The sequence below is a fragment of the Planococcus dechangensis genome, from assembly GCF_042654465.1.
GTDB classification, from domain to species: domain Bacteria; phylum Bacillota; class Bacilli; order Bacillales_A; family Planococcaceae; genus Planococcus; species Planococcus dechangensis.
On record NZ_JBHSGL010000014.1, the window covers coordinates 39,969 to 61,448 of the forward strand.

Genomic DNA, 21,480 nt, shown 5'->3' on the forward strand with positions numbered 1-21,480 from the left:
GACAAACCGTCAAACTGCAAATTATTCATTTGCTGAAATTGCTTGGCATCGCCCGCTGCGTGGCCACCGGAATTATTATTGAAGATGACATATACATCTTCTGCTTGTTTTTTGAGCGACTCGACGGCTTTGCTGATGTCAGTGAGTTCCTGGTGATTGTAATCATACAAATAACGCACTTCCCGCCATTTTTCAGCATTACCTGGATTGAGCCAGCCGTAGACATTGCGGCCATGCAGCCGCACCAACACTTTATCTTTGCGGCTTGACTCCGGAACAAGGGGAATCGAGCCGTCACCTGCTTGCGGTTCATCGCATACCGAATGGATCAAACCATGCTCGCGGAGAAATGCCAAAGTCTTGTCTTTCATGTCTGTGGCATACCAAGATTGATGGCGGAATTCAATGGCCAAGTCAAACTCCTTTAACTCGTCGATTATACTGCGAATTTCATCCACATGCTCTTTTTGGCAATCAAACCAGGGCGGAAACTGCAACAGTACCATCGCAAGCTTTCCTGCCTCTTTTAACGGCCTGACGGACAACCGGTATGCTTCAAACAACTCCTCACGGCTTTCGAACGGGTTTTCACCACGCTGATGGCCTGTCATGCCTTGGTATGCTTTGACGACAAACTGAAAGTTGTCCGGTGTCTCATGAATCCATTTGCTGATGTTGCGCTCAGGCTGAACTGCATAAAAGGAGGAATCCAGCTCTACAATCGGAAAATGAGCACTGTAATCGGCCAATTTATCTTTTTGTTTTGAACCTGGGCTATAGACATCCGGATGATCGCCCCAGCCCGTCAATCCCACATAAATCATCGCGCTGCCTCCCCTTTTGTTATTATTTTATGATAGCATAGAAAAAATCGAACGTCCTTTTTTTGGATTCCACAGATCAAGCCTTAAAAACAGCTTATGATTCAGTTCCCTGCTTTTTTCTTTACTACACTTATTAATGAATATTCAAGGGGTGGGCTGATATGAAACAACAATGGGATACACAAGGATTCATCAAACTATTCGAAGCAAACCGCAACCAAGAACAGGCTATACCTATGGCGGCTTATATGAAAAATCAATTCCCGTTTTTGGGAATTAAAACTCCCCTTCGGAAACAGCTGTTGACGCAATACTTGGCGGAGTATCATCTTCCACAGCGACAACACTTTTCAACAGTAGTAATGGAACTCTACCACTTGCCGGAACGCGAGTACCAATATGCCGCCATTGCCGTATTGGAACGGCTGAAAGCACAATTGTCCATTGAAGACCTACCCTTTTTGCGCCGATTAATCGAGTCCAAATCCTGGTGGGATAGCGTCGATGCAATCGCCTCGAGGATCGTTGGACCCATCGTGATGAACAACCGCAGGGTCGGCACACAAATTATGCTCGACTGGTCCCAAGCCGGCAATATGTGGACTAACAGGGCAGCCATCCTACATCAGCTGAAGTTCAAAGGCCAGACCGACACGGCCGCACTCAGCTCCATCATTTCGAAACATGCCCAGTCTTCCGATTTTTTTATACAGAAATCTATCGGCTGGGCGTTGCGCGAGTATGCTAAAACCGATGGTGAATGGGTACGGCAATTTGTTGCTGCTGAGCCCTTGCAAGCACTCAGCAAACGCGAAGCCTTAAAAAACATCAAATAATAAAAGCCCAACGCAATGATGCGTTGGGCTTTTCCGAATATTAATTAACCGATTGAACCTTCCATCTCGAACTTGATGAGACGGTTCATTTCTACTGCGTATTCCATCGGCAACTCTTTTGTAAATGGCTCGATGAAGCCCATAACGATCATTTCCGTCGCTTCCTGTTCGGAAACGCCGCGGCTCATCAAGTAGAACAATTGCTCTTCGGATACTTTTGAAACTTTCGCTTCATGCTCCAAAGAAACATTATCATTCAAGATTTCGTTGTATGGGATCGTATCTGAAGTGGACTGGTTGTCCATGATCAGCGTATCGCACTCAATGTTTGAACGCGCCCCATCGGCTTTGCGGCCGAAGCGGACGATACCGCGGTAAGAAACTTTACCGCCTTGTTTCGAAATGGATTTCGAAACAATGGAAGACGATGTATTCGGCGCCAAGTGAATCATTTTCGCGCCTGCATCCTGATGCTGGCCTTTGCCGGCAATCGCGATCGACAAAGTCATGCCGCGAGCGCCTTCTCCGCGAAGGTAAACCGCCGGATATTTCATTGTCACTTTCGAACCGATATTGCCGTCAATCCATTCCATTGTCCCGTTAGCATCAACGAATGCACGCTTAGTAACAAGGTTGAAGACGTTGTTTGCCCAGTTTTGGATCGTCGTGTAACGGCAATACGCATTTTCTTTGACGATAATTTCAACTACCGCTGAGTGAAGTGAGTTGGTCGTATATACCGGCGCTGTACAGCCTTCTACGTAATGAACGCTTGCGCCTTCATCCACGATGATCAATGTACGCTCGAACTGCCCCATGTTTTCCGAGTTGATGCGGAAATAGGCTTGCAGCGGCGATTCAACTTTAATGCCTGGCGGTACATAGATGAACGATCCGCCGGACCATACAGCTGTGTTGAGTGCTGCAAATTTATTGTCAGCCGCTGGGATAACAGACTGCCAATGCTCTTTGAACAAATCTTCGTTTTCACGAAGCGCAGCGCCTGTATCTTTAAAGACGATGCCCATGTCTTCAAGTTCTTGCTTCATGTTATGGTAAACAACTTCGGACTCATATTGAGCCGAAACGCCGGCCAAGTATTTTTGTTCAGCTTCAGGAATTCCGAGTTTATCAAACGTGCGCTTGATTTCTTCCGGCACTTCATCCCATGAAGTTTGGCTTGCCTCTGATGGTTTTACGTAATACGTAATTTCATCAAAATTAAGTGAACTTAAATCTCCGCCCCATTGTGGCATTGGCATGGAGTAAAACAATTTAAGAGCTTTCAGGCGGGAATCGAGCATCCACTCCGGCTCTTCTTTGATTTTCGAGATTTCTCTGACAATGTCTTCTGTCAGACCGCGTTTGGATCTGAAGATGGAAACGTCCTTGTCGTGGAACCCATATTTATAATCACCGATTTCTGGCATTTGTTTTGCCATCGTCGTTCCTCCGTTCTGTGTTACGATTTTTCTTCGTTGTGCACACCTTTTTCCATGGCTTTCCATGCAAGCGTCGCACATTTGATGCGCGCTGGGAATTTAGATACGCCTTGCAGCGCTTCTATATCCCCAAGGTCGATGGAATCGTCGTATTCTTTACCGAGCATCATGTCTGAAAAGATTCCAGACATTTTCAGTGCCGTATCTACATCTTTGCCTTTGACGGCTTGGGTCATCATGGAAGCAGATGCCATGGAAATCGAGCAGCCTTCCCCGTCGAATTTGGCATCTTTGACGATGCCGTCTTCCACTTGCAGCGTCAATTGGATGCGGTCGCCGCAAGTCGGGTTGTTCATTTCGATATTGACGCTATCTTCTTCAAGCGTCCCTTTATTGCGTGGCGTTTTGTAATGGTCCATAATCACTTGCCGATACAATTGATCTAAATTATTAAAAGACATCGCTAAAATACTCCTTTGCAGAACGCAAGCCTTCCACCAGACGATCGATATCTGATTCATCATTGTATAAATAGAAGCTTGCGCGTGCTGTCGCTGTCACGTCGAGCCATTTCATCAATGGCTGTGCGCAATGATGGCCTGCACGGACAGCGATGCCGCTCATATCGAGCACGGTCGCCACATCATGGGGATGGACTTCCTTCATATTGAAGGTAACGATGCCTGCTCGTTTGCCAGGATCTGTCGGGCCGTAAATATCCAGCCCTTCAATCGCGCCCATCTTGTCCATGGCAATGGCAGCCATATGGTGTTCATGTTTCTCGATTTCGTCCAAACCGATTTCCTGCAGGAAGTCGATCGCTGCTGCGAGTCCGACTGCACCGGCGATAATCGGCGTGCCGCCTTCAAATTTCCAGGGAAGCTCTTTCCACGTCGAATCATACAAGCCGACAAAGTCGATCATCTCTCCGCCAAACTCGACCGGTTCCATCGCTTCAAGCAAATGCTTTTTGCCATATAGGACACCGATTCCGGTTGGGCCGACCATTTTATGGCCGGAAAATGCGAAGAAATCACAATCCAAATCTTGGACATCGATCTTCAAATGAGGCGCAGCTTGTGCTCCGTCTACCATCATGACCGCTCCGTGTTCGTGTGCGATTTTTGCAACTTCCTTTACCGGGTTCATCGTGCCAAGTACATTTGACACGTAGACCATCGACACGATTTTCGTCCGGTCAGTAATTGCCGCACGGACATTTTCAAGTGAGATGGTGCCGTCTTCTTCAAGCTCAATGTATTTCAGTACAGCGCCGCGCTCTTTGGCCAATTGCTGCCACGGAATGATGTTGGAGTGATGCTCCATGTAAGTGATGACGATTTCATCGCCTTCTTCAACATTCGCACGGCCATAGCTCTGGGCAACGAGGTTGATCGCTGTCGTTGTACCGCGAAGGAAGATAATTTCTTCCGTCGCCTTCGCATTGATGAATTTCTGCACTTTCTCGCGAGCGCCTTCGTATTTTTCCGTCGCACGGTTGCCGAGCGTATGAACGCCGCGGTGGACATTGGAATTATCGAACTCGTAATACGACTTGAGTGCTTCGAGAACCTGCACAGGCTTTTGGGAAGTAGCCGCACTGTCCAGATAGACGAGTGGATGGCCGTTGACTTCTTGGTTGAGTATCGGGAAATAGCTCTTAATCTCTGGATTCATTAGCGGACTTTCCTTTCGATAACCTCCGTCAATTGCTTTTTAACGCCTTCGATTGGCAACACGTTTACTACCGGTGCCAGGAAGCCGTGAATAACAAGACGTTCAGCTTCTTGTTTTGTAATGCCTCGGCTCATCAAATAATATAATTGAAGCGGATCGACACGTCCAACAGACGCTGCATGTCCTGCCGTTACATCGTCTTCATCGATCAACAGGATAGGGTTTGCGTCGCCGCGTGCGTTCGGGCTCAACATAAGAACACGTGATTCTTGTTCTGCGTTGGATTTCGTCGCGCCGTGTTCGATTTTCCCGATGCCGTTAAAGATCGATGACGCCGAATCTTTCATGACGCCGTGCTTCAAGATCTGGCCATCGGTATTTTTGCCCCAATGGATGACTTGTGTCGTGAAGTTCTGTTTTTGGGACCCTCGTCCAACCACAACTGTTTTCGTATCACCGACAGAATTGTCGCCGATCAGGAATGTCGTATTGTCGGAAATGGTGTCGCTGTCGCTCATCAGGCCTAATGCCCATTCGATGCGTGCATCGCGCTGGGCGACGCCGCGGCGGTTCACGTAAGCCGTGAAGCCTTCAGCAAGAACATCGACTGCACCGTAAGTTACTTTTGCATTATCTTCTGCAAACACTTCTGAAACAATGTTCGCTTGGCCTTTTGCTTTCGCCACTGTGGAAACGTAGTTTTCGACATAAGTGACTTCAGCGCCTTTATCGGCCACGATCAAGGCATGGTTAAACAGTGAAGCTTCTTCGTTATCGTGGATGAATACGGCTTGAACTGGGTTTTTGATGACTACATTTTTCGGTACGTAAAGGAAAATACCACCGTTTAACAGCGCAGCATGCAAAGCTGTTAGTTTATGCTCTTCCGCTTTTACTGCTTGTGTCATAAAGTATTTAGCTACCAAATCACCGTGTTCGCGAATCGCCGTTTGGATATCCGTCAAGATGACACCTTGCAACTCTAAGTTTTTATCCAAAGCAATGTAAGCCGGTGTATTATTGTGCTGAACGTACAGATTCTTTTGGTCAGCATCAACAATGGATTTCACTTGTTCCGGAAGCTCTTCTAGCGTTGCGTAAGTTGAGCTTTCGACTGTATGAGCCGGGAAATCAGTGAAGTTCCAGTTGGTGATCTTTGTTTTATCCGGTTTCGGTAAAGGCAGTGCTTCAGCAGCAGCCAATGCCTGTACGCGCAAATTCGTAAACTCTGCTGGTTCTGAGTGGGAAGCCGAGAAGGAGCGTACATCCTGCTCGGTCATTGATAGTTTTGTTTCAACCGTCACGTTAGTCTCTCCTTCCAATTATGCTTCTTGTCCGACAGTCTCGTCTTCGATGCCGAGTTCTGCCTTGATCCAGTCGTAGCCTTCCGCTTCGAGTTTGTGCGCAAGTTCCGGACCTCCGGATTTCACGACGCGTCCTTGCATCATGACATGCACGTGATCAGGCGTGATGTAGTTCAGCAGGCGCTGATAGTGAGTGATGATTAAGCAGCCGAAGTTCTCGCCTTTCATCTGGTTGATTCCGTCTGAAACAACTTTCAACGCATCGATGTCGAGTCCGGAGTCGATTTCATCCAATACAGCGATCGTCGGTTTAATCATCATCATCTGAAGAATTTCGTTGCGTTTCTTTTCACCGCCGGAGAATCCTTCGTTCAAATAACGCTGTGCCATATCCTGGTCCATTGCAAGAGTTTCCATTTTGCTGTCAAGTTCACGGATGAATTTCATCAATGACACTTCGTTGCCTTCTTCGCGGCGTGCATTCATTGCAGAGCGCATGAAGTCAGCATTGGTAACGCCTGAAATTTCGCTCGGGTATTGCATAGCCAAGAACAGTCCAGCGCGTGCGCGCTCGTCCACTTCCATGGAAAGAACGTCCTCCCCGTCCAATTCAATGCTGCCTTGTGTTACTTCATATTTAGGATGCCCCATGATAGCGGACGCCAAGGTAGATTTCCCTGTACCGTTCGGCCCCATAATGGCATGGATTTCGCTCGTGTTAATTGTTAAGTTTACACCTTTTAAAATCTCTTTACCTTCGATTTCAACGTGTAGATCTTTAATGACCAAAGTTGACATGTAAATACCTCCATAATGTTATTCAAGAATGTCTAGCACTCTTAATTAGTATCATTCTAATCTTAACTTATATTCACTTCAGTAGCAAATGTTAAAATCGGCCGCAGACTTAGAGCAAAAACCATTTTGAAATCCGGATTTTCTGCTATTGACGGGGGATTTTTTTTAGCTTATTGCTTTTAGTGCATTTTCAATGAAGTTGAGCTAAATGAGAATCCCTTTCAATGCCATTGGCCCCTTCTGCACTGAAAACTTAAATAAACCATCAAAAAACCGGATAGAGAATGAATTCTCCAACCGGCCGCTTCCAAAAACATATTTTTCTGGACTATCTCCGACTACTCGCGGTGCGCTTGGCGCTCGATTTGTGCCGCTACCGTTTGGCCTTGGCGATAATCTTGCTCCCGACGCTTTTCAACTTCAAGGATTTTTTGCGGGTCATTTTGGTATTCGTTCAGTCCGTACCCATGTACGTCCCTGAATGCCTGTTCCATTTTTTCCGTCTTTTCCATACCTTGAGAATCGATAATAAACCATTCCTTTCGAGTTTTCGTATTTACTTTTATCAGTATACCCGAACTCGATCATTTTAAACAACAAAAATAATCTAATTTATCAGAAAATGGACCTATCGTCATAGTTAATGGGTAAATGTGGATAAAAAGAAAAGACTGTCCACTTCAGACAGCCTTAAAATTGCTTGTTGTTTATATTTTATGCTTTTTCGGTTGGTGTAAAACGGTCGACGATATTCGTTAACGCACCATCACCCGTGACGTTGGCTGCTGTTCCGAAGCTGTCTTGCGCCATATACAAAGCGATCATCAATGCAACCATCGTTGCATCAAAGCCAAGCATGACTTCTAACAAACCGATTGCGGCCATGACCGCACCGCCCGGAACGCCTGGGGCAGCAATCATTGTGACGCCGAGCATCAAAATGAATGGGAAGAAACTGCCGAATTCAGGCGATTGGCCTGTCAGCAACATGACACCGATGGCACAAGTGACAAGTGTGATCGTGCTCCCTGACAAATGAATCGTTGCAAAAAGCGGAACAGTAAAGTCTGCCACCCGTTCTTTGACGCCCGTTTTTTTCGCTTGGCGCAATGTGACCGGAATCGTTGCAGCAGAAGACTGTGTGCCGAGTGCAGTGAAATATGCAGGCAACATGATGCGGATCAAGCTTAATGGATTTTTCTTTCTCAAAATTCCAGCTGCTGAATATTGCCCGGTCAACATCGTCCAGTGCAATGCAATGATAAGGATGAAGACGACGGCAAAGAGCGACAATATCTCCATGACGGCACCGCCATAGGCCATATTCGCAAAAATACCGAAGATATGAAATGGCAATAGCGGAATAATGATTACGGAAATCACTTTTTCGATAATGGCTTGAAATTCTTCAAAGAATGAAGCCATTGTCCGGCTTCCTGTGGCTGCCATGCCGATGCCGAGCAAGAACGCCAAGATCAATGCGCTCATGACGCCAAATAATTGCGGAATTTCCAACTCGATGAAACTTGTTGCTAAAGCATTGGCCGGGTCGTCCAAATTATTCAAAGAACCCCCGGTCATTAAATTCGGCAAGATGGTAGACGCAACAGCAAAAGCTAGAACCCCTGCTGTAATAGTGGAAATATACGCTACAGCTGTCGCCAGCCCCAATAATTTACCCGAACCTTTACCAAGCTTAGCAATCCCTGGTGCGATAAAGCCGAGAATGATCAATGGCACGATGAAATTCAAGAACCCGCCAAATATTCCTGTAAACGTGGCAAATACCCGAACGAGCGCTTCTGGTGCTACGGAACCGATTAATACGCCGAGCACGATGGCCAGCACAATTCTTGGTAGCAAGCCGAATTTAAACTTCATGATGTTGTCCTCCCTGTAGAAACAGTTGTTTGTTGGTTATTATGTGAAATTACCATAGTTTTCGAAAAGCTAATAGCTATTTTCAAATACACGTAATATTTTTATTATTCCGAAACAATAATCACCTTGAAAAGTTGTCGAAAAAATATGGTTCTCTATACACAAACTTCGCAATCTCGCCTTTTGTTACATAAAAAAAGGACACCCTATAAAAGGATGTCCTTTTTTCGTAATGATATTTATTGCTCAACTGGAACGACAGCGCCGTCCCATTCTTCTAGGATAAAGTCTTGGATCTCTTGTGAAGTTAATACTTCGACAAGCGCCTGGATATTGGCGTTGTTTTCATTTCCAGCTTGTACAGCGATGATGTTGGCGTAAGGGGAATCCGAGTTCTCAAGAGCGATGGAATCGTCCATCGGGCTCAACCCTGCATCGATAGCATAGTTGGAGTTGATCAATACTGCATCGCCTTCGCCTGCTTCATACATTTGGACAAGCAATGCCGCTTCATATTGTGTATCAAACTGGAGGTTTTTCTCGTTTTCAACAATATCGCTCGTTTCTGCAGCTGTTTTTTCAATGCCTTCTTCAAGAGTGATCAAGCCTTCCGCTTCTAGCATAGACAAGATACGGCCATGGTCAGCGATCGAATTGCTCATGAGGATTGTCGCATCGTTCGGCAATTCTTCTAGAGATGCATAGTCTTGAGAATAAACACCGATCGGCTCGATGTGGATGCTTCCTGCGTTGACAAAGTCGTAACCATGATCAGCAATCTGAGAGTCCAAGTATGGCACGTGCTGGAAATAGTTCGCGTCCAAATCCCCTGACTCGAGATCTTGGTTCGGCAAAATGTAATCTTGGTAAGTTTCCACTACCAGTTCAATGCCTTGTTCTTCAAGAATCGGCTTGGCTTGCTCCAAGATAATCGCGTGAGGAACATTCGATGCCCCAACCGTCAATGTGCTCGGCTCGCCTTCTGTTGCGCTGTTTTCACTCGTTTCTTCTTCTGCGCCACACGCGGATAAAGCCAATACTGCTGCAAATGAACCAAATACTAATTTTTTCATTACAAAATTCCCCTTTTCTTCTATATAATGTAGTTTTTATAAAAACACCGGGCGGTTGAGCGCCCTATTTTTAACAGAGAATCAGATGATCTTGAACCGTTTAGCGTTTGTCGGATCTTCCAGTGAGGAAATCTCCAAGAAACTGAATGGCAAACACGATGACCAAAATGAGAATCGTCGCCATCAAGGTGACATCTTCACGGCTTCGTTGGAAACCGTCCAAGAATGCGAGTGTCCCGAGGCCGCCTGCCCCGATGATGCCCGCCATTGCGGTATAGCCTACTAAAGCGATAGCGGTCACAGTAATGCCGGAAATCAATGCCGGTTTGGACTCAGGCAGCAGCACCTTGCGGATGATGGTCCATGTAGTTGCCCCCATCGAGCGTGCAGCTTCGATGACGCCTTTATCAATTTCTTTTAATGCAATGAGCACCATGCGCGCATAAAATGGCGCTGCCCCGATGATCAAAGCCGGAAGCGCGGCATTCGGCCCGCGGATTGTTCCGATTAGGAACTTAGTGAACGGAATGAGCAGAATGATCAGAATGATAAACGGAATGGAACGGAAAATATTGACGAATGCACCTGTCAGCCAGTTGACGATTTTATTGGCCCATAATTGATTGGGCGCTGTCAGGAACAGGACAATTCCGAGTACGAGGCCGATGATGAACGTGAAGAGTGTCGACATCCCGGTCATATAGATCGTCTCTAATGTCGCGTCCCACATATTCGTCCAGTCAACGTTTGGGAACAAAGTATCAATCATGGCTCATCACCTCCGTCTGCACGTCATGTGCACTGAGGTAGGCCAGTGCTTTTTCGATTTCCGCTGGATCCCCTTTTAACTGGAGGATGAGCATGCCGTATGCACCGCGTTGGGTGTGGGAGATATTGCCGTGGACGATATTGACTTCCACTGCGTGTCCACGGATCAACTGCGTCAATATCGGCTGTTCCGTCTGGTCGCCGACAAAAACCAATTTGACCAATCGGCCTTCCGGATATTGTTCACGCAAATTGCGAACGGTTTCTGCTGAATCTTCTGTTTCGGTCACTTGCGCCACAAAGCGTTTGGTGATGTCTTCTTTCGGATGCTGGAACACATGCAACACTTCGCCAAGTTCGACGACACGCCCTCCTTCCATTACGGCAACGCGGTGGCAAATCTTGCGGATGACATGCATCTCATGCGTAATCAGCACAATCGTCAAACCGAGCCGTTTGTTGATGTCCACCAATAGATCCAGTATGGCATCGGTCGTCTGCGGATCGAGTGCTGAAGTCGCTTCATCGCACAACAGCACTTCCGGATCATTGGCTAATGCGCGCGCAATGCCGACACGCTGCTTTTGACCACCTGAAAGCTGTGATGGATAAGCATTTTCGCGCCCTTCCAATCCAACCAGCTCGATCAGCTCTTTCGAACGCTTGCGTCTTTGTTCTTTCCCCACTCCCGCAATCTCGAGCGGAAACTCGATATTTTCACGGACAGTGCGAGACCATAGCAAGTTGAAATGCTGGAAGATCATGCTGACTTTTTGGCGCGCCGAGCGCAATTTAGCGCCTGAAATGGCTGTGATGTTTTGGCCGTTGATCTCAACGGAACCGCTGCTCGGCTGCTCCAGGCCGTTCAACAGCCGGATCAAGGTACTTTTTCCTGCTCCACTGTATCCGATAATACCGAAAATCTCTCCTGACGGCACTGACAAATCGACTTTGTCAACCGCCGTCAAACGCGCTTTTCCGGTATCGAATATTTTGGTCAAACCTTTTAACTCAATCATGGTTGGGCACTCTCCTAAATCATTGAAGTAACAAAAAAACCTTCCTGCATAGATAAGCAGAAAGGCACATGTGGAAACACAGTAAACCGTTCTCTCATCTGTCAAAGTTTACACTTTGAGTGACTTGGCACCATTTCATTTTCATGACGGTTGCCGGGCTTCATCGGGCACTTCCCTCCACCTCTCTTAATAAGAGTTACGCTATTAAATTAATTTCAGAAATTAAATTTATCACGGTCGGCTGTATTCGTCAACCGTTTTCAATTTGCCATATAAATATGGCACTGAATGAAAAGCATAGATCTTGTCTGTGACCTTTCCACCTTGTGAAATGAGCAGGCACGGCACGCTTTCGACTTGATACAACTCTGCCACTTCCTGGACATAGTTCAAGTTGGCTTTGCCGATCGGAAGGTCCGGCAAAAGCTCTGTTACGACATCGAGCATTTTGCTGGCCACTTGGCATGTGCCGCACATCGGCGCGAACAGATAATAAGCGGTCACTTGTTGCGTATTTTTGGCTTTAAGCCATTCTTTATGTGTCCATTCGTTCATAAAAGTCATTCCTTATCGCGTGATTAAAGACTCGCACGTCCGCAGCATTGAGCACGTCGATCAGCTTGCCGATCGGTGTGGCCGCGACTTCCTTATAGCTTTTGTCGATGTAAAAATGGCGCGCTTCCGGAAATTCACGCTTGATGAGCTTTCGCAGTTTATCGCCGGAAGAATCCGCATCGACTAGGATGATGATGTCCTGCCCTTCAAATGGCAACAACATTTCTTCGAGTCTTGTAGCACTTACTGTACCATTTGTGCAGAGAATCGTCACGGGTTCTGCAATCAATGGCGCAATCCGGGTTTTGTCGCTGATCCCTTCAACCACTATCACTTTCTCCATACGCCTCTCCCCCAAACTTCGCTGGATGAAAAAAAGCGCCGAAAAACAGGCGCTTCCACACTTACTCGTTTGTCATTTCTTTGTATTCATCGGCAGACATCAAAGCACTCATGTCTTCTTCTGAAGGGGCTTCCACTACGACCATCCACGCTTTTTCATAAGGGGACTCGTTGACGAATTCCGGGCTGTCTTCAAGCTCAGAATTGACTTCGACAACTTTTCCGCTTACTGGCGCATATAATTCCGATACCGTTTTAACGGATTCGACACTGCCGAACGGCTGGTCTTTTTTCAGTTCATCTCCAACTTGCGGAAGCTCGACAAAAACGATGTCACCGAGTTCGTCTTGCGCGAAATGGGTGATGCCGATACGTGCCTTGCCATCTTCAATTTTAACCCATTCGTGTTCTTTTGAATAACGAAGATCTTGTGGTGTGCTCATCCAAACCCCTCCAAATATGTAATAGTCTCAATTTCAGTTTGCCATACTCAAGGATGAAAAACAAGATGACAAACTTGTCAGCTCCATGTCGTTTCGTAGGTTTCTTCTTTAAAGCCCAGCGTCGCTCTCTTGCCGTCCCAGGCGAGCGGTCGTTTGATCAACATGCCGTCCGATGCGAGCAATTTATATTGCTCTTCATCAGTCATGTTCGGCAGCTTTTCTTTCAATTCGAGCTCCCGGTATTTTTTGCCGCTCGTATTAAAGAATTTCTTCAGCTCAATGCCGGAAGTTTCATGGATGGTTTTCAATTGCTCCGCAGTAGGCGGGTTTATTGATATATCGATATAGTCGAACTCAGCCTCGTTTGCCTCAAGCCATTTTTTGCCATTGCGGCAAGTCGAGCATTTCGGGTAAGCGTAATAATGAATCATCAAGTCTCCTCCTATCGTTGTTTTCAGCATATCAAAAACAGCTGGACCCGTCGACTGGCGAAACTGCAGACAGCAAGAAAAGCGGAAAGGAGTTTCCCTTCCCGCTTGATGATTCTCTATTACACGACATATTTCTCTGAAGCGATGAGTTTTTCCGATGCTTCACGCTTTTTAACAATCAAGTTGTAAGGAGTCGAGCGCGTCAATTTACGCAATGCCGATAGCATCATGCGCTGGTTGTCGCCTTCGATCGCCGCGATCAATGTTTCTTTCGCATCTTTTTCGATTGCTTCGAAAGCTTCCTGGCAGAAGATCTGTGTATAAAGAAGCTTCTGCTTAGCTTTGTCTTCTCCGCTCGCTGCGATTGCTTTTTCCGTACGCAAGACCACAGACTCCATGGCGAAGACATTGCTGACGATGTCTGCAATATTGACAAGGATTTCCTGCTCCGCTTCCAGTTTTTTGCCGTAAGTTTGTGCGGCAAGCCCTGCAGCTAGAATCGCAATTTTCTTAGCATTTTTCACCAATGCTTTTTCCTGCGCCAATGCTTCCGTACCGACTTCTTCCGGCATCATCATCAACAGCTCTTCTTGCAAAGCTTGTGCATGCTGCAAAAGCGGCAACTCTCCTTTCATTGCTTTACGCAGCAATGTACCAGGTACGAGCAGGCGGTTGATTTCATTGGTTCCTTCAAAAATCCGGTTGATGCGGGAATCGCGGTAGATGCGCTCAATTTCGTATTCCTGCATAAAACCGTAGCCGCCGTGCAGCTGAACGCCTTCATCAACGATATAATCCAATGTTTCCGTTCCGAAGAATTTGTTCAGCGAGCATTCTACTGCAAATTCCGCGATCGAATCGGCCACCAATTTGCCGTCTGCTTGCTGCTCATCGGTAAATCCGCTCATGCGGTCTTCGAACAAGCCGACCGTGCGGTAAACCGAACTTTCAACTGCATACAATTTAGATGCCATTGTCGACAGCTTTTCTTTCGTCAAATTGAACGAAGAAATCGGTGTCTTGAATTGCTGGCGCTGGTTTGTGTAAGGAATCGTCAATTCCATCGCACGCTTGGATGCGCCGATTGTGCCCACTCCGAGTTTGTAACGCCCGATGTTCAAGATATTGAATGCGATGATGTGTCCGCGCCCTGCTTCACCGAGCAAGTTCTCAACCGGCACTTCTGCATCTTCTAGCACGAGTGTACGTGTGGATGACGATTTGATGCCCATTTTCTTTTCTTCCGGACCGACCGATACGCCGCTATAGTCGCGCTCGACGATAAAGGCGGAGAAATGCTCGCCATCGATTTTTGCGTAGACGATAAAGACGTCTGCGAACCCGGCATTGGTGATCCATTGTTTCTCGCCGTTTAACACGTAATGCGTGCCTGCTGCGTTCAGTTTCGCTACCGTCTTGGCACCGAGTGCATCCGAACCGGAGCTTGGCTCTGTCAAAGCGTAAGCAGCAATTTTTTCACCTGCCGCGAGAACCGGTAAATACTGTTTCTTTTGAGCTTCGTTGCCGAACAAGACGATTGGAAGCGATCCGATGCCGACATGTGCGCCGTGAGTAATCGAGAAGCCGCCCGCTTTGGACATTTTCTCTGCAATCAAAGCTGATGCGATTTTATCGAGCCCAAGCCCATCGTATTGTTCTGGAACGTCTGCGCCTAGCAGCCCGAGTTCGCCCGCTTTTTTCAACAGCTTAACGGAATGCTCGAATTCGTGGTTCTCCAAGTTTTCAACCAATGGCATGACTTCGGTATTGACGTAGTCTTCCGTCGTCTTGGCGATCATTTTATGCTCTTCCGTGAAATCTTCCGGCGTGAATACGCGCGATAAGTCTGCATCTTCGATCAAAAAGCTTCCGCCTTTGATCAATGTTTTTTGTTGTTCCATTTTCCATTCCTCCTAATTTATCTTTTTGTTCGTTTGCTCTTTTTTATAGAATCTCGAAGACGCCTGCAGCTCCCATGCCGCCGCCGATGCACATCGTCACGACGCCGAACTGTTTGTTTTGGCGCTTGAGTTCACTCAGCATGCGCAATGTCAAAATGGATCCTGTTGCACCAAGCGGGTGGCCAAGTGCTATGGCACCGCCGTTCAAATTGATTTTATCAATATCGAGACCGAGTTCGCGGATAACGCCAAGCGACTGGGAAGCGAACGCTTCATTCAGTTCCCATACGTCGATATCGTCTTTCGTTAGGCCTGCAAGTTTCAACGCTTTTGGAATCGCCACGACAGGTCCGATGCCCATCACTTCCGGCGGTACGCCGCCAGTCGCGAATGAACGGAATTTTGCGATTGGCTTCAGCCCAAGCGCTTCCGCTTTTTCTCTGTCCATGACGAGCAATGCGCCTGCACCGTCGGATGTTTGGGAAGAGTTTCCGGCAGTAACCGTGCCGCGCGCAGAGAACGCCGAGCGCAATTTATTGAGTCCTTCGATGGATGTTCCGTGGCGCACACCTTCATCCATTTCGAACATGAATGATTTTTCCTGGTATTTATTGTTGCTGTCGACAAAGCGCTGCGTCACTTCGACCGGCACGATTTCTTCGACAAAATGGCCTTTTTCGATCGCCATTGCTGCGCGTTCGTGTGAACGAACCGCAAAAGCGTCCTGGTCCGCACGGCTTACGCCGTATTGTGTCGCGACTTGTTCCGCTGTATGGCCCATGCTCATATAATATTGCGGAGCGGTTTCGGCGATTTTAGCATTCGGCCGCAAGACATTGCCCATCATCGGCACCATGCTCATCGACTCGACGCCGCCTGCGATGATCGCTTCAGCGTGTCCGACCATAATTCGTTCCGCCGCATAGGCGATTGATTGCAAGCCCGATGAACAAAAGCGGTTCACTGTAACGGCCGGCGTCGTGTCCGGAAGGCCTGCGAGTGCACCGATGTTGCGGGCAATGTTCATGCCTTGTTCTGCTTCCGGCATCGCACAGCCCATAATCAAATCATCAATCGGTCCATCATAGCCCGCACGCTGCAATGTTTCCCGGACAACGAGTGCCCCGAAATCATCGGGCCGCACCGAGGCGAGAGAACCTTTTTTCGCTTTACCGACCGGAGTTCTCGCTCCGGCCACAATTACTGCTTCACGCATATCTTTTCCTCCTCTATCTAATCGGCGATCAATTGCGTAATGGTTTACCTTTGACGAGCATATGTTGCATGCGCTGTTGGGATTTCGGTTCCGCAACGAGGCTCAAGAATGCTTCGCGCTCTAAGTCGAGCAAATACTGCTCATCGACTTTTGTGCCATATGGCAATTTTCCTCCGGACAATACATAAGCCAATTTTTTGGCAATTTTCATATCATGTTCGCTAATATAGCCGGATAACAGCATGCCTTCTGCACCGAGCAGCATTGCTGCGTAGCCTGGTTCACCTGCAACAGGCACTTTTTCTCTTCTAGGCGCTTGATAGCCTGACTCATAAAGCGACAATGCCAGTTGCTTCGCATCATGGATCAAGTGGTCGCTGTTGACGCTGATACCGTCGACAAAGTTCAGGAAATTGTTTTCGCGCGCTTCATCTGCGGATGTCGAGACTTTCGCAGTCGCGATCGATTCGAAGACGCCTGCAGCCAAGTTGACGTAGTCAGCCGTTACGTGATTCGGCAAGCCTTTTAATTGCTTCATATACAATTCCTTGTTTCCGCCGCCGCCTGGGATTAACCCGACTCCTGCTTCAACTAGGCCCATATAGGTTTCCATGGAAGCCTGTACGCGTGCAGCAGGGAGAATCACTTCCGCCCCGCCGCCGAGCGTCATGCCAAATGGTGCCGCAACGACCGGTTTAGAGCTGTATTTCAGCTTCAGCATGGCATTCTGGAAAGTTTTGATCGTAAAGTCCAACTCAAAAATATTATCATCCTGCGCTTCCATTAAAATCATGCCGAGGTTGGCGCCGACACAGAAGTTTTTCCCTTGGTTGCCGATGACGAGCCCTTTATAGTTTTTCTCGACTTCGTCGACCGAGAAATTGATCATTTGCATGATATCCAAGCCGATCGCATTTGACCGGGAATGGAATTCGAGTAATGCGATGCCATCGCCTAGATCGATCAGGCTTGCACCGGAATTCGATTTGATGACGCCGTGCTTTTTCTTATAGCGCTTCAAGTCGATCACTTTTTCATTGACCGGTACAAGCTGGTAATCCGAGCCGTCAAAATAATACAGATCGCCGTTTTCTTCTTTATAGAAAGATTCAAAGCCTTTGTCGAGCAAGCTTTGCGCAAACGGCGGGATGGCGAGTCCTTGTTCGGTCATTTTTTCGATAGATTGTTTGACGCCGATTGCATCCCATACTTCAAACGGCCCTTGTTCCCAGCCGAAGCCCCACTTCATGGCGTTGTCTATGGCGACGATGTCGTCGGCGATCTCGCCGTGAAGCTGCGCCGAGTAGACGAGTGTCGGGGACAGGATGCTCCATAACAATTCCCCTGTGCGGTCGTCAGCATAGACAAGCGTCTTCATTTTTGCGTACAGGCCTTTTTGCTGCTTCGCCATTTCCTGTGAAGGCGTTTTCAATTTCTGGGACGGGCGATATTCCATCGTTTCCGGGTCAAGCTCCAGAATTTCTTTGTCTTTTTTCTGGAAAAAACCTTGTTTCGCTTTCGCGCCGATCCAGCCATTTTCGACCATGGTCTTCATAAAGTCAGGCGTCGCGAACACTTGCTGTTCTTCGCCTTCGGTCTGATCATAGACGTTCTTCGCCACATGCATGAAGGTGTCGAGTCCGACAACATCGAGCGTACGGAAAGTTGCGGATTTCGGGCGGCCGATCAGCGGTCCGGTAACGGAGTCCACTTCACCTACTGAATAGCCGCGATTTTGCATCTCGCGTACTGTGACGAGCAAACCATATGTGCCGATGCGATTGGCGATGAAGTTCGGCGTATCTTTAGCCAAGACCACGCCTTTTCCAAGCCGGTCTTCGCCGAATTGCTGCATAAACTCGATCACTTCAGGAGCTGTCGTTTCAGCTGGAATGATTTCAAGCAGTTTGAGATAGCGCGGCGGGTTGAAAAAATGGGTTCCAAGGAAATGTTTTTGGAAATCTTCTGAGCGCCCTTCTGCCATAGCGTTGATGCTGATGCCGGATGTATTGGATGAAATGATGGTGCCAGGTTTTCTGACCGCATCGATTTTTTCATAAAGTGATTTTTTAATGTCCAAATTTTCAACGATGACTTCGATAATCCAATCCACTTCAGCTAGTTTTTCCAGGTCATCTTCCAAATTGCCCGGTGTGATGAGCTGCAAATTCTTCTTCGCTGTCAGCGGGGCCGGTTTTTGCTTTAATAGTTTCTGAGTGGCTGTAGCAGCGATGCGGTTGCGCACTGCTTTGTCTTCTAGTGTCAGCCCTTTTGCCTGTTCCTCTTTCGAAACTTCTCTCGGGACAATGTCGAGCAGCATGACTGGGATTCCGATATTGGCTAGATGAGCTGCGATTCCTGAACCCATGACGCCTGATCCGAGTACGGCCGCTTTTTGAATTTTGTATGACACGAGCAAACCCTCCTATTTTTGAATGAACACTCATTCATTTTCTGGGTAAAAAAAAGAAATGCTGTCCTTCTCTTCCTTAGTGTAAATTATTTTGCCTATTTTCGCAATATTTAATCTGAAGATTTTCCAGCTCTTCTATTCAAGCACTTGGAGATAAAGGAAATAAAGGGTAAACTAGTGAAGACTATTAAAGGAGGCAATTTCATGAAATCCCTAACAACTACTGAACAATTCAATCATACAATCCAAGACGACAAACCCGTCATTGTAAAATTCCAAGCTGGCTGGTGCCCTGATTGCACACGCATGGATATGTTCATCGACCCAATCATCGAGCAATACAATGATTACGAATGGTTTGATGTCAACCGCGACGTACTGCCGGATATCGCCGAGCAATATGAAGTAATGGGCATTCCGAGCTTGCTGATTTTTAAAAATGGCGAAAAGCTGGCCCATTTGCATAGCGCAAATGCAAAAACACCTGCTTCCGTTATCGAGTTTTTGGAAGAGCAAAAAGCGTAATTGCCCATTTGCAAAAATCGGCAGCGAATTAAATAAAGTAGAGGTGCACAAATGGAACCACAACAAGAAATCAAGGAATTGCAAGAACTCGTGGCCTATTATCAAGACGTCATTTACAATATGTCAGTACCGATTATCCCTTCTATTGTTCCGAATACCATTCTTGTCCCGATTGCCGGATACATCTTCCGCGATCGGTTCGAGACCATCCGCTCAAAAGTGCTCGACTATGCGGATGCCAATCGCGATACTGAGCAAGTTGTCTTCGACTTCACCGGAGTGACAATGCAAGACGTCCAATCATTTGATTTCAACGAACTTGCTCTTGAGCTTACCCAGTTGAACAGTGCACTGAAGTTGATGGGCTTGCGCGGCATTTACGTTGGGTTTAATCCACGTTTTGTCCGTGAAATCGTTCATGCCGGCATACAAGTCGATTTGGAAGTGTATACGACGTTCCGCAGCGCCTTGCAGACCTTGCTCGACGAGCGGGAAGCTAAATTGCGCTGACAGGTTTAAAAGGAGGATGCAACATGAAAGTGCTGCTGCCTTTTCAAGCGATGAGCCAATACGCAAAAGAAATTCCTGAAGCTATGCGCCCTTCTGCTTGCGGTCCAGTCACTGCCGCTTCGATTCTCCGCTACCACGAAGGCATTGCCCCGGGAATCGGCGAGCTCTACAAACAACTTGGCGCGACAAAGATCGGCTTGAGCGCATTTTGCCTGACACGCCGTTTGCAAAAGCTGGCAGGCCCGAGATACACCATCAAACGCGTGCAGTCGATCGAGCGAGTAAAGCAAGAACTGATGGCGGGACATCCGCTCGCCCTAAAGTTCGACCGCTATTTTTCTTTTCGCTGGCGCCATAAAACAAGTTTCGCTTACCATTGGGTTGTCCTAGCCGGCTTTGAAGAAACCGAAGACGATATCTTATTGTGGATCCACGACAACGGACAAAAAAACCGCCCGAGCAAATTGCGGGCGGTGTCGTACCGTGATAACCGGGACGTCCTTAGTTTTATCCAAATTACTCCCGTGCCAAAGATTACGTAAATGATTTTTCCAAAAGTCGTGCGAGCAGGCGGAATTCGCGCTCGTCGAACAATTGAACCAACTCAGCAGAATAGTTCGGCACCGCAATTTCCGTGAGTGCCACATCCAACTGGAGGTCATCTTTGATGACTGCCAGTTTTTTTGATAAAGCGAGCATATCGCCATTTTCTTCAATCTTCTTTTTTTGCGCCGGTTTCAACTCATCGATATTATCAAGCACCCCTTCCACGGATCCATAGCGCTGGATCAATTGCAGCGCCGTTTTCGGACCAATGCCTTTCACTCCAGGATAGCCATCGCTTGCATCTCCCATAAATGCTTTAACATCGGCAAATTGTTCAGGCAAAATGCCATACTCTTCCCCGAAGCGCACATCCGTGTAGACGTCATAAATATGGAATCCTTTTTTCATAAATGCAATCTTCACCGCTGGATTCAATAATTGCAGCATGTCCTTATCCCCTGTAATAATCGTGAAATCTGCCTCACCGGGCCATTGTTTTGTAAACGATCCGATAAAGTCATCCGCTTCAATGCCTCTTTCACCGTAGTTTTTCCATCCAAGCAAAGCCGACACTTCGCGTGCTTGGTCAAACTGATGCAACATATCCGCTGGTGGCTCCGGACGGTTCGCTTTATAGCCATCGAACATATCGGTCCGGAACGTATGCGCCCCCATGTCCCAGCACACCGCGATATGAGTCGGCTTCATCATGGACTTCGCAGTCAATACGTGGCGCGCAAATCCTTGGACGCCGTTTGTCGCAAGTCCGTCTTGCGTGCGGAAAAATTGGCCGACCGCAGCTGTAGCAAAGTACGAGCGAAACAATAACGCCATGCCGTCAACGAGCATAATATGTGGTTTTTCCATCAAAACTCCTCCATTCAATAACTCTTTCATTATACGCGATTTTACATAACAAAAGGGCGCCGGAAATCCGGCGCCCTTTTCATTACAATCGGCTTCTATTTTTCAAAAG

Annotated in this window: 23 protein-coding genes and 1 riboswitch; of the genes, 4 read left to right on the forward strand and 19 right to left on the reverse strand. The window is 47.4% G+C overall.

Translation table 11 applies throughout. The features are described 5' to 3' along the window. Positions 1-824: DUF72 domain-containing protein (locus tag ACFO5U_RS13670; RefSeq protein WP_377279656.1), on the reverse strand; the 824-nt coding region annotated here is incomplete at its 3' end. A 161-nt stretch (positions 825-985) separates the two neighbouring features. Between ACFO5U_RS13670 and ACFO5U_RS13675 the strand changes: the two genes are divergently transcribed. Then, the gene (locus ACFO5U_RS13675; RefSeq protein WP_377279657.1) at positions 986-1,660 is read left to right on the forward strand and encodes a DNA alkylation repair protein; all 675 of its coding nucleotides are present in this window, start codon (positions 986-988) and stop codon (positions 1,658-1,660) included. Positions 1,661-1,704: 44 nt separating this feature from the next. Here the strand turns inward: ACFO5U_RS13675 and sufB are convergent, their stop codons facing one another. From sufB to ACFO5U_RS13760, 17 genes are all read right to left on the reverse strand, one after another. Next, entirely contained in the window at positions 1,705-3,102 is a 1,398-nt protein-coding gene (gene sufB, locus ACFO5U_RS13680; RefSeq protein ID WP_377279658.1) for a Fe-S cluster assembly protein SufB, read from the reverse strand. Positions 3,103-3,122: 20 nt separating this feature from the next. Then, the gene (gene sufU, locus ACFO5U_RS13685; RefSeq protein WP_377279659.1) at positions 3,123-3,563 is read right to left on the reverse strand and encodes a Fe-S cluster assembly sulfur transfer protein SufU; all 441 of its coding nucleotides are present in this window, start codon (positions 3,561-3,563) and stop codon (positions 3,123-3,125) included. Beyond that, a complete protein-coding gene (locus tag ACFO5U_RS13690) occupies positions 3,553-4,779 on the reverse strand; it encodes a cysteine desulfurase (protein ID WP_377279660.1) in 1,227 nt (408 codons plus the stop codon). The genes sufU and ACFO5U_RS13690 overlap by 11 nt, the downstream gene beginning before the upstream one ends. Continuing rightward, positions 4,779-6,083 (reverse strand): Fe-S cluster assembly protein SufD, encoded by a 1,305-nt coding sequence (sufD, locus tag ACFO5U_RS13695; RefSeq protein ID WP_377279661.1) that lies wholly within the window; start codon positions 6,081-6,083, stop codon positions 4,779-4,781. The genes ACFO5U_RS13690 and sufD overlap by 1 nt, the downstream gene beginning before the upstream one ends. An 18-nt stretch (positions 6,084-6,101) precedes the next feature. Further along, entirely contained in the window at positions 6,102-6,887 is a 786-nt protein-coding gene (gene sufC / locus ACFO5U_RS13700) for a Fe-S cluster assembly ATPase SufC (RefSeq protein WP_377279779.1), read from the reverse strand. A gap of 332 nt (positions 6,888-7,219) precedes the next feature. Further along, the gene (locus ACFO5U_RS13705; protein ID WP_167358029.1) at positions 7,220-7,375 is read right to left on the reverse strand and encodes a hypothetical protein; all 156 of its coding nucleotides are present in this window, start codon (positions 7,373-7,375) and stop codon (positions 7,220-7,222) included. A gap of 220 nt (positions 7,376-7,595) precedes the next feature. Then, a complete protein-coding gene (locus tag ACFO5U_RS13710; protein ID WP_377279662.1) occupies positions 7,596-8,762 on the reverse strand; it encodes a dicarboxylate/amino acid:cation symporter in 1,167 nt (388 codons plus the stop codon). A 239-nt stretch (positions 8,763-9,001) separates the two neighbouring features. Then, entirely contained in the window at positions 9,002-9,835 is an 834-nt protein-coding gene (locus ACFO5U_RS13715) for a MetQ/NlpA family ABC transporter substrate-binding protein (RefSeq protein WP_377279663.1), read from the reverse strand. Between the two features lie 100 nt (positions 9,836-9,935). Beyond that, entirely contained in the window at positions 9,936-10,604 is a 669-nt protein-coding gene (locus ACFO5U_RS13720; protein ID WP_377279664.1) for a methionine ABC transporter permease, read from the reverse strand. Then, entirely contained in the window at positions 10,597-11,622 is a 1,026-nt protein-coding gene (locus ACFO5U_RS13725) for a methionine ABC transporter ATP-binding protein (protein ID WP_377279665.1), read from the reverse strand. The genes ACFO5U_RS13720 and ACFO5U_RS13725 overlap by 8 nt, the downstream gene beginning before the upstream one ends. A gap of 91 nt (positions 11,623-11,713) precedes the next feature. After that, positions 11,714-11,818, reverse strand: a riboswitch (SAM riboswitch). A 35-nt stretch (positions 11,819-11,853) separates the two neighbouring features. Further along, on the reverse strand, positions 11,854-12,177 hold the full coding sequence (locus ACFO5U_RS13730) for a thioredoxin family protein (protein ID WP_377279666.1): 324 nt from the start codon (positions 12,175-12,177) through the stop codon (positions 11,854-11,856). After that, positions 12,158-12,520, reverse strand: a complete 363-nt coding sequence (locus tag ACFO5U_RS13735) for a hypothetical protein (RefSeq protein ID WP_377279667.1) — start codon at positions 12,518-12,520, stop codon at positions 12,158-12,160. Before ACFO5U_RS13735 ends, ACFO5U_RS13730 begins: the two co-directional genes overlap by 20 nt. 61 nt (positions 12,521-12,581) lie before the next feature. After that, on the reverse strand, positions 12,582-12,962 hold the full coding sequence (gene gcvH, locus ACFO5U_RS13740; RefSeq protein ID WP_377279668.1) for a glycine cleavage system protein GcvH: 381 nt from the start codon (positions 12,960-12,962) through the stop codon (positions 12,582-12,584). Positions 12,963-13,039: 77 nt separating this feature from the next. Continuing rightward, complete coding sequence (locus ACFO5U_RS13745; RefSeq protein ID WP_377279669.1) at positions 13,040-13,393, reverse strand: arsenate reductase family protein; 354 nt, start codon at positions 13,391-13,393, stop codon at positions 13,040-13,042. A 119-nt stretch (positions 13,394-13,512) separates the two neighbouring features. After that, positions 13,513-15,294, reverse strand: a complete 1,782-nt coding sequence (locus tag ACFO5U_RS13750; protein WP_377279670.1) for an acyl-CoA dehydrogenase family protein — start codon at positions 15,292-15,294, stop codon at positions 13,513-13,515. Between the two features lie 43 nt (positions 15,295-15,337). Next, a complete protein-coding gene (locus ACFO5U_RS13755; RefSeq protein ID WP_377279671.1) occupies positions 15,338-16,510 on the reverse strand; it encodes an acetyl-CoA C-acetyltransferase in 1,173 nt (390 codons plus the stop codon). Between the two features lie 28 nt (positions 16,511-16,538). Beyond that, complete coding sequence (locus ACFO5U_RS13760; protein ID WP_377279672.1) at positions 16,539-18,923, reverse strand: 3-hydroxyacyl-CoA dehydrogenase/enoyl-CoA hydratase family protein; 2,385 nt, start codon at positions 18,921-18,923, stop codon at positions 16,539-16,541. A gap of 204 nt (positions 18,924-19,127) precedes the next feature. Here ACFO5U_RS13760 and ACFO5U_RS13765 point away from each other — a divergent pair, with 204 nt between their 5' ends. The 3 genes from ACFO5U_RS13765 to ACFO5U_RS13775 are packed head-to-tail and all read left to right on the forward strand — an operon-like array spanning position 19,128 to position 20,500. Then, the gene (locus ACFO5U_RS13765; protein ID WP_377279673.1) at positions 19,128-19,448 is read left to right on the forward strand and encodes a thioredoxin family protein; all 321 of its coding nucleotides are present in this window, start codon (positions 19,128-19,130) and stop codon (positions 19,446-19,448) included. A gap of 51 nt (positions 19,449-19,499) precedes the next feature. Next, positions 19,500-19,958 carry an STAS domain-containing protein gene (locus ACFO5U_RS13770; protein WP_377279674.1) on the forward strand — a complete coding sequence of 153 codons (459 nt, stop codon included), beginning with the start codon at positions 19,500-19,502 and terminating at the stop codon, positions 19,956-19,958. Between the two features lie 23 nt (positions 19,959-19,981). Continuing rightward, on the forward strand, positions 19,982-20,500 hold the full coding sequence (locus ACFO5U_RS13775; protein WP_377279675.1) for a C39 family peptidase: 519 nt from the start codon (positions 19,982-19,984) through the stop codon (positions 20,498-20,500). Here the strand turns inward: ACFO5U_RS13775 and ACFO5U_RS13780 are convergent. Continuing rightward, a complete protein-coding gene (locus tag ACFO5U_RS13780) occupies positions 20,493-21,371 on the reverse strand; it encodes a 5'-3' exonuclease (protein ID WP_377279676.1) in 879 nt (292 codons plus the stop codon). The two genes, ACFO5U_RS13775 and ACFO5U_RS13780, sit on opposite strands and share 8 nt — an antisense overlap. Between the last annotated feature and the right edge of the window lie 109 nt (positions 21,372-21,480).

Coding starts and splice junctions, on each gene's coding strand:
- ACFO5U_RS13755 (WP_377279671.1), bottom strand. CDS start 16,510: ATGCGTGAAGCAGTAATTGTGGCCGGAGCGAGAACTCCGGTCGGTAAA.
- ACFO5U_RS13715 (WP_377279663.1), bottom strand. CDS start 9,835: ATGAAAAAATTAGTATTTGGTTCATTTGCAGCAGTATTGGCTTTATCC.
- gcvH (WP_377279668.1), bottom strand. CDS start 12,962: ATGAGCACACCACAAGATCTTCGTTATTCAAAAGAACACGAATGGGTT.
- ACFO5U_RS13725 (WP_377279665.1), bottom strand. CDS start 11,622: ATGATTGAGTTAAAAGGTTTGACCAAAATATTCGATACCGGAAAAGCG.
- ACFO5U_RS13720 (WP_377279664.1), bottom strand. CDS start 10,604: ATGATTGATACTTTGTTCCCAAACGTTGACTGGACGAATATGTGGGAC.
- sufB (WP_377279658.1), bottom strand. CDS start 3,102: ATGGCAAAACAAATGCCAGAAATCGGTGATTATAAATATGGGTTCCAC.
- ACFO5U_RS13690 (WP_377279660.1), bottom strand. CDS start 4,779: ATGAATCCAGAGATTAAGAGCTATTTCCCGATACTCAACCAAGAAGTC.
- ACFO5U_RS13710 (WP_377279662.1), bottom strand. CDS start 8,762: ATGAAGTTTAAATTCGGCTTGCTACCAAGAATTGTGCTGGCCATCGTG.
- ACFO5U_RS13770 (WP_377279674.1), top strand. CDS start 19,500: ATGGAACCACAACAAGAAATCAAGGAATTGCAAGAACTCGTGGCCTAT.
- sufU (WP_377279659.1), bottom strand. CDS start 3,563: ATGTCTTTTAATAATTTAGATCAATTGTATCGGCAAGTGATTATGGAC.
- ACFO5U_RS13750 (WP_377279670.1), bottom strand. CDS start 15,294: ATGGAACAACAAAAAACATTGATCAAAGGCGGAAGCTTTTTGATCGAA.
- ACFO5U_RS13730 (WP_377279666.1), bottom strand. CDS start 12,177: ATGAACGAATGGACACATAAAGAATGGCTTAAAGCCAAAAATACGCAA.
- ACFO5U_RS13745 (WP_377279669.1), bottom strand. CDS start 13,393: ATGATTCATTATTACGCTTACCCGAAATGCTCGACTTGCCGCAATGGC.
- ACFO5U_RS13705 (WP_167358029.1), bottom strand. CDS start 7,375: ATGGAACAGGCATTCAGGGACGTACATGGGTACGGACTGAACGAATAC.
- ACFO5U_RS13735 (WP_377279667.1), bottom strand. CDS start 12,520: ATGGAGAAAGTGATAGTGGTTGAAGGGATCAGCGACAAAACCCGGATT.
- ACFO5U_RS13780 (WP_377279676.1), bottom strand. CDS start 21,371: ATGGAAAAACCACATATTATGCTCGTTGACGGCATGGCGTTATTGTTT.
- ACFO5U_RS13765 (WP_377279673.1), top strand. CDS start 19,128: ATGAAATCCCTAACAACTACTGAACAATTCAATCATACAATCCAAGAC.
- ACFO5U_RS13775 (WP_377279675.1), top strand. CDS start 19,982: ATGAAAGTGCTGCTGCCTTTTCAAGCGATGAGCCAATACGCAAAAGAA.
- ACFO5U_RS13675 (WP_377279657.1), top strand. CDS start 986: ATGAAACAACAATGGGATACACAAGGATTCATCAAACTATTCGAAGCA.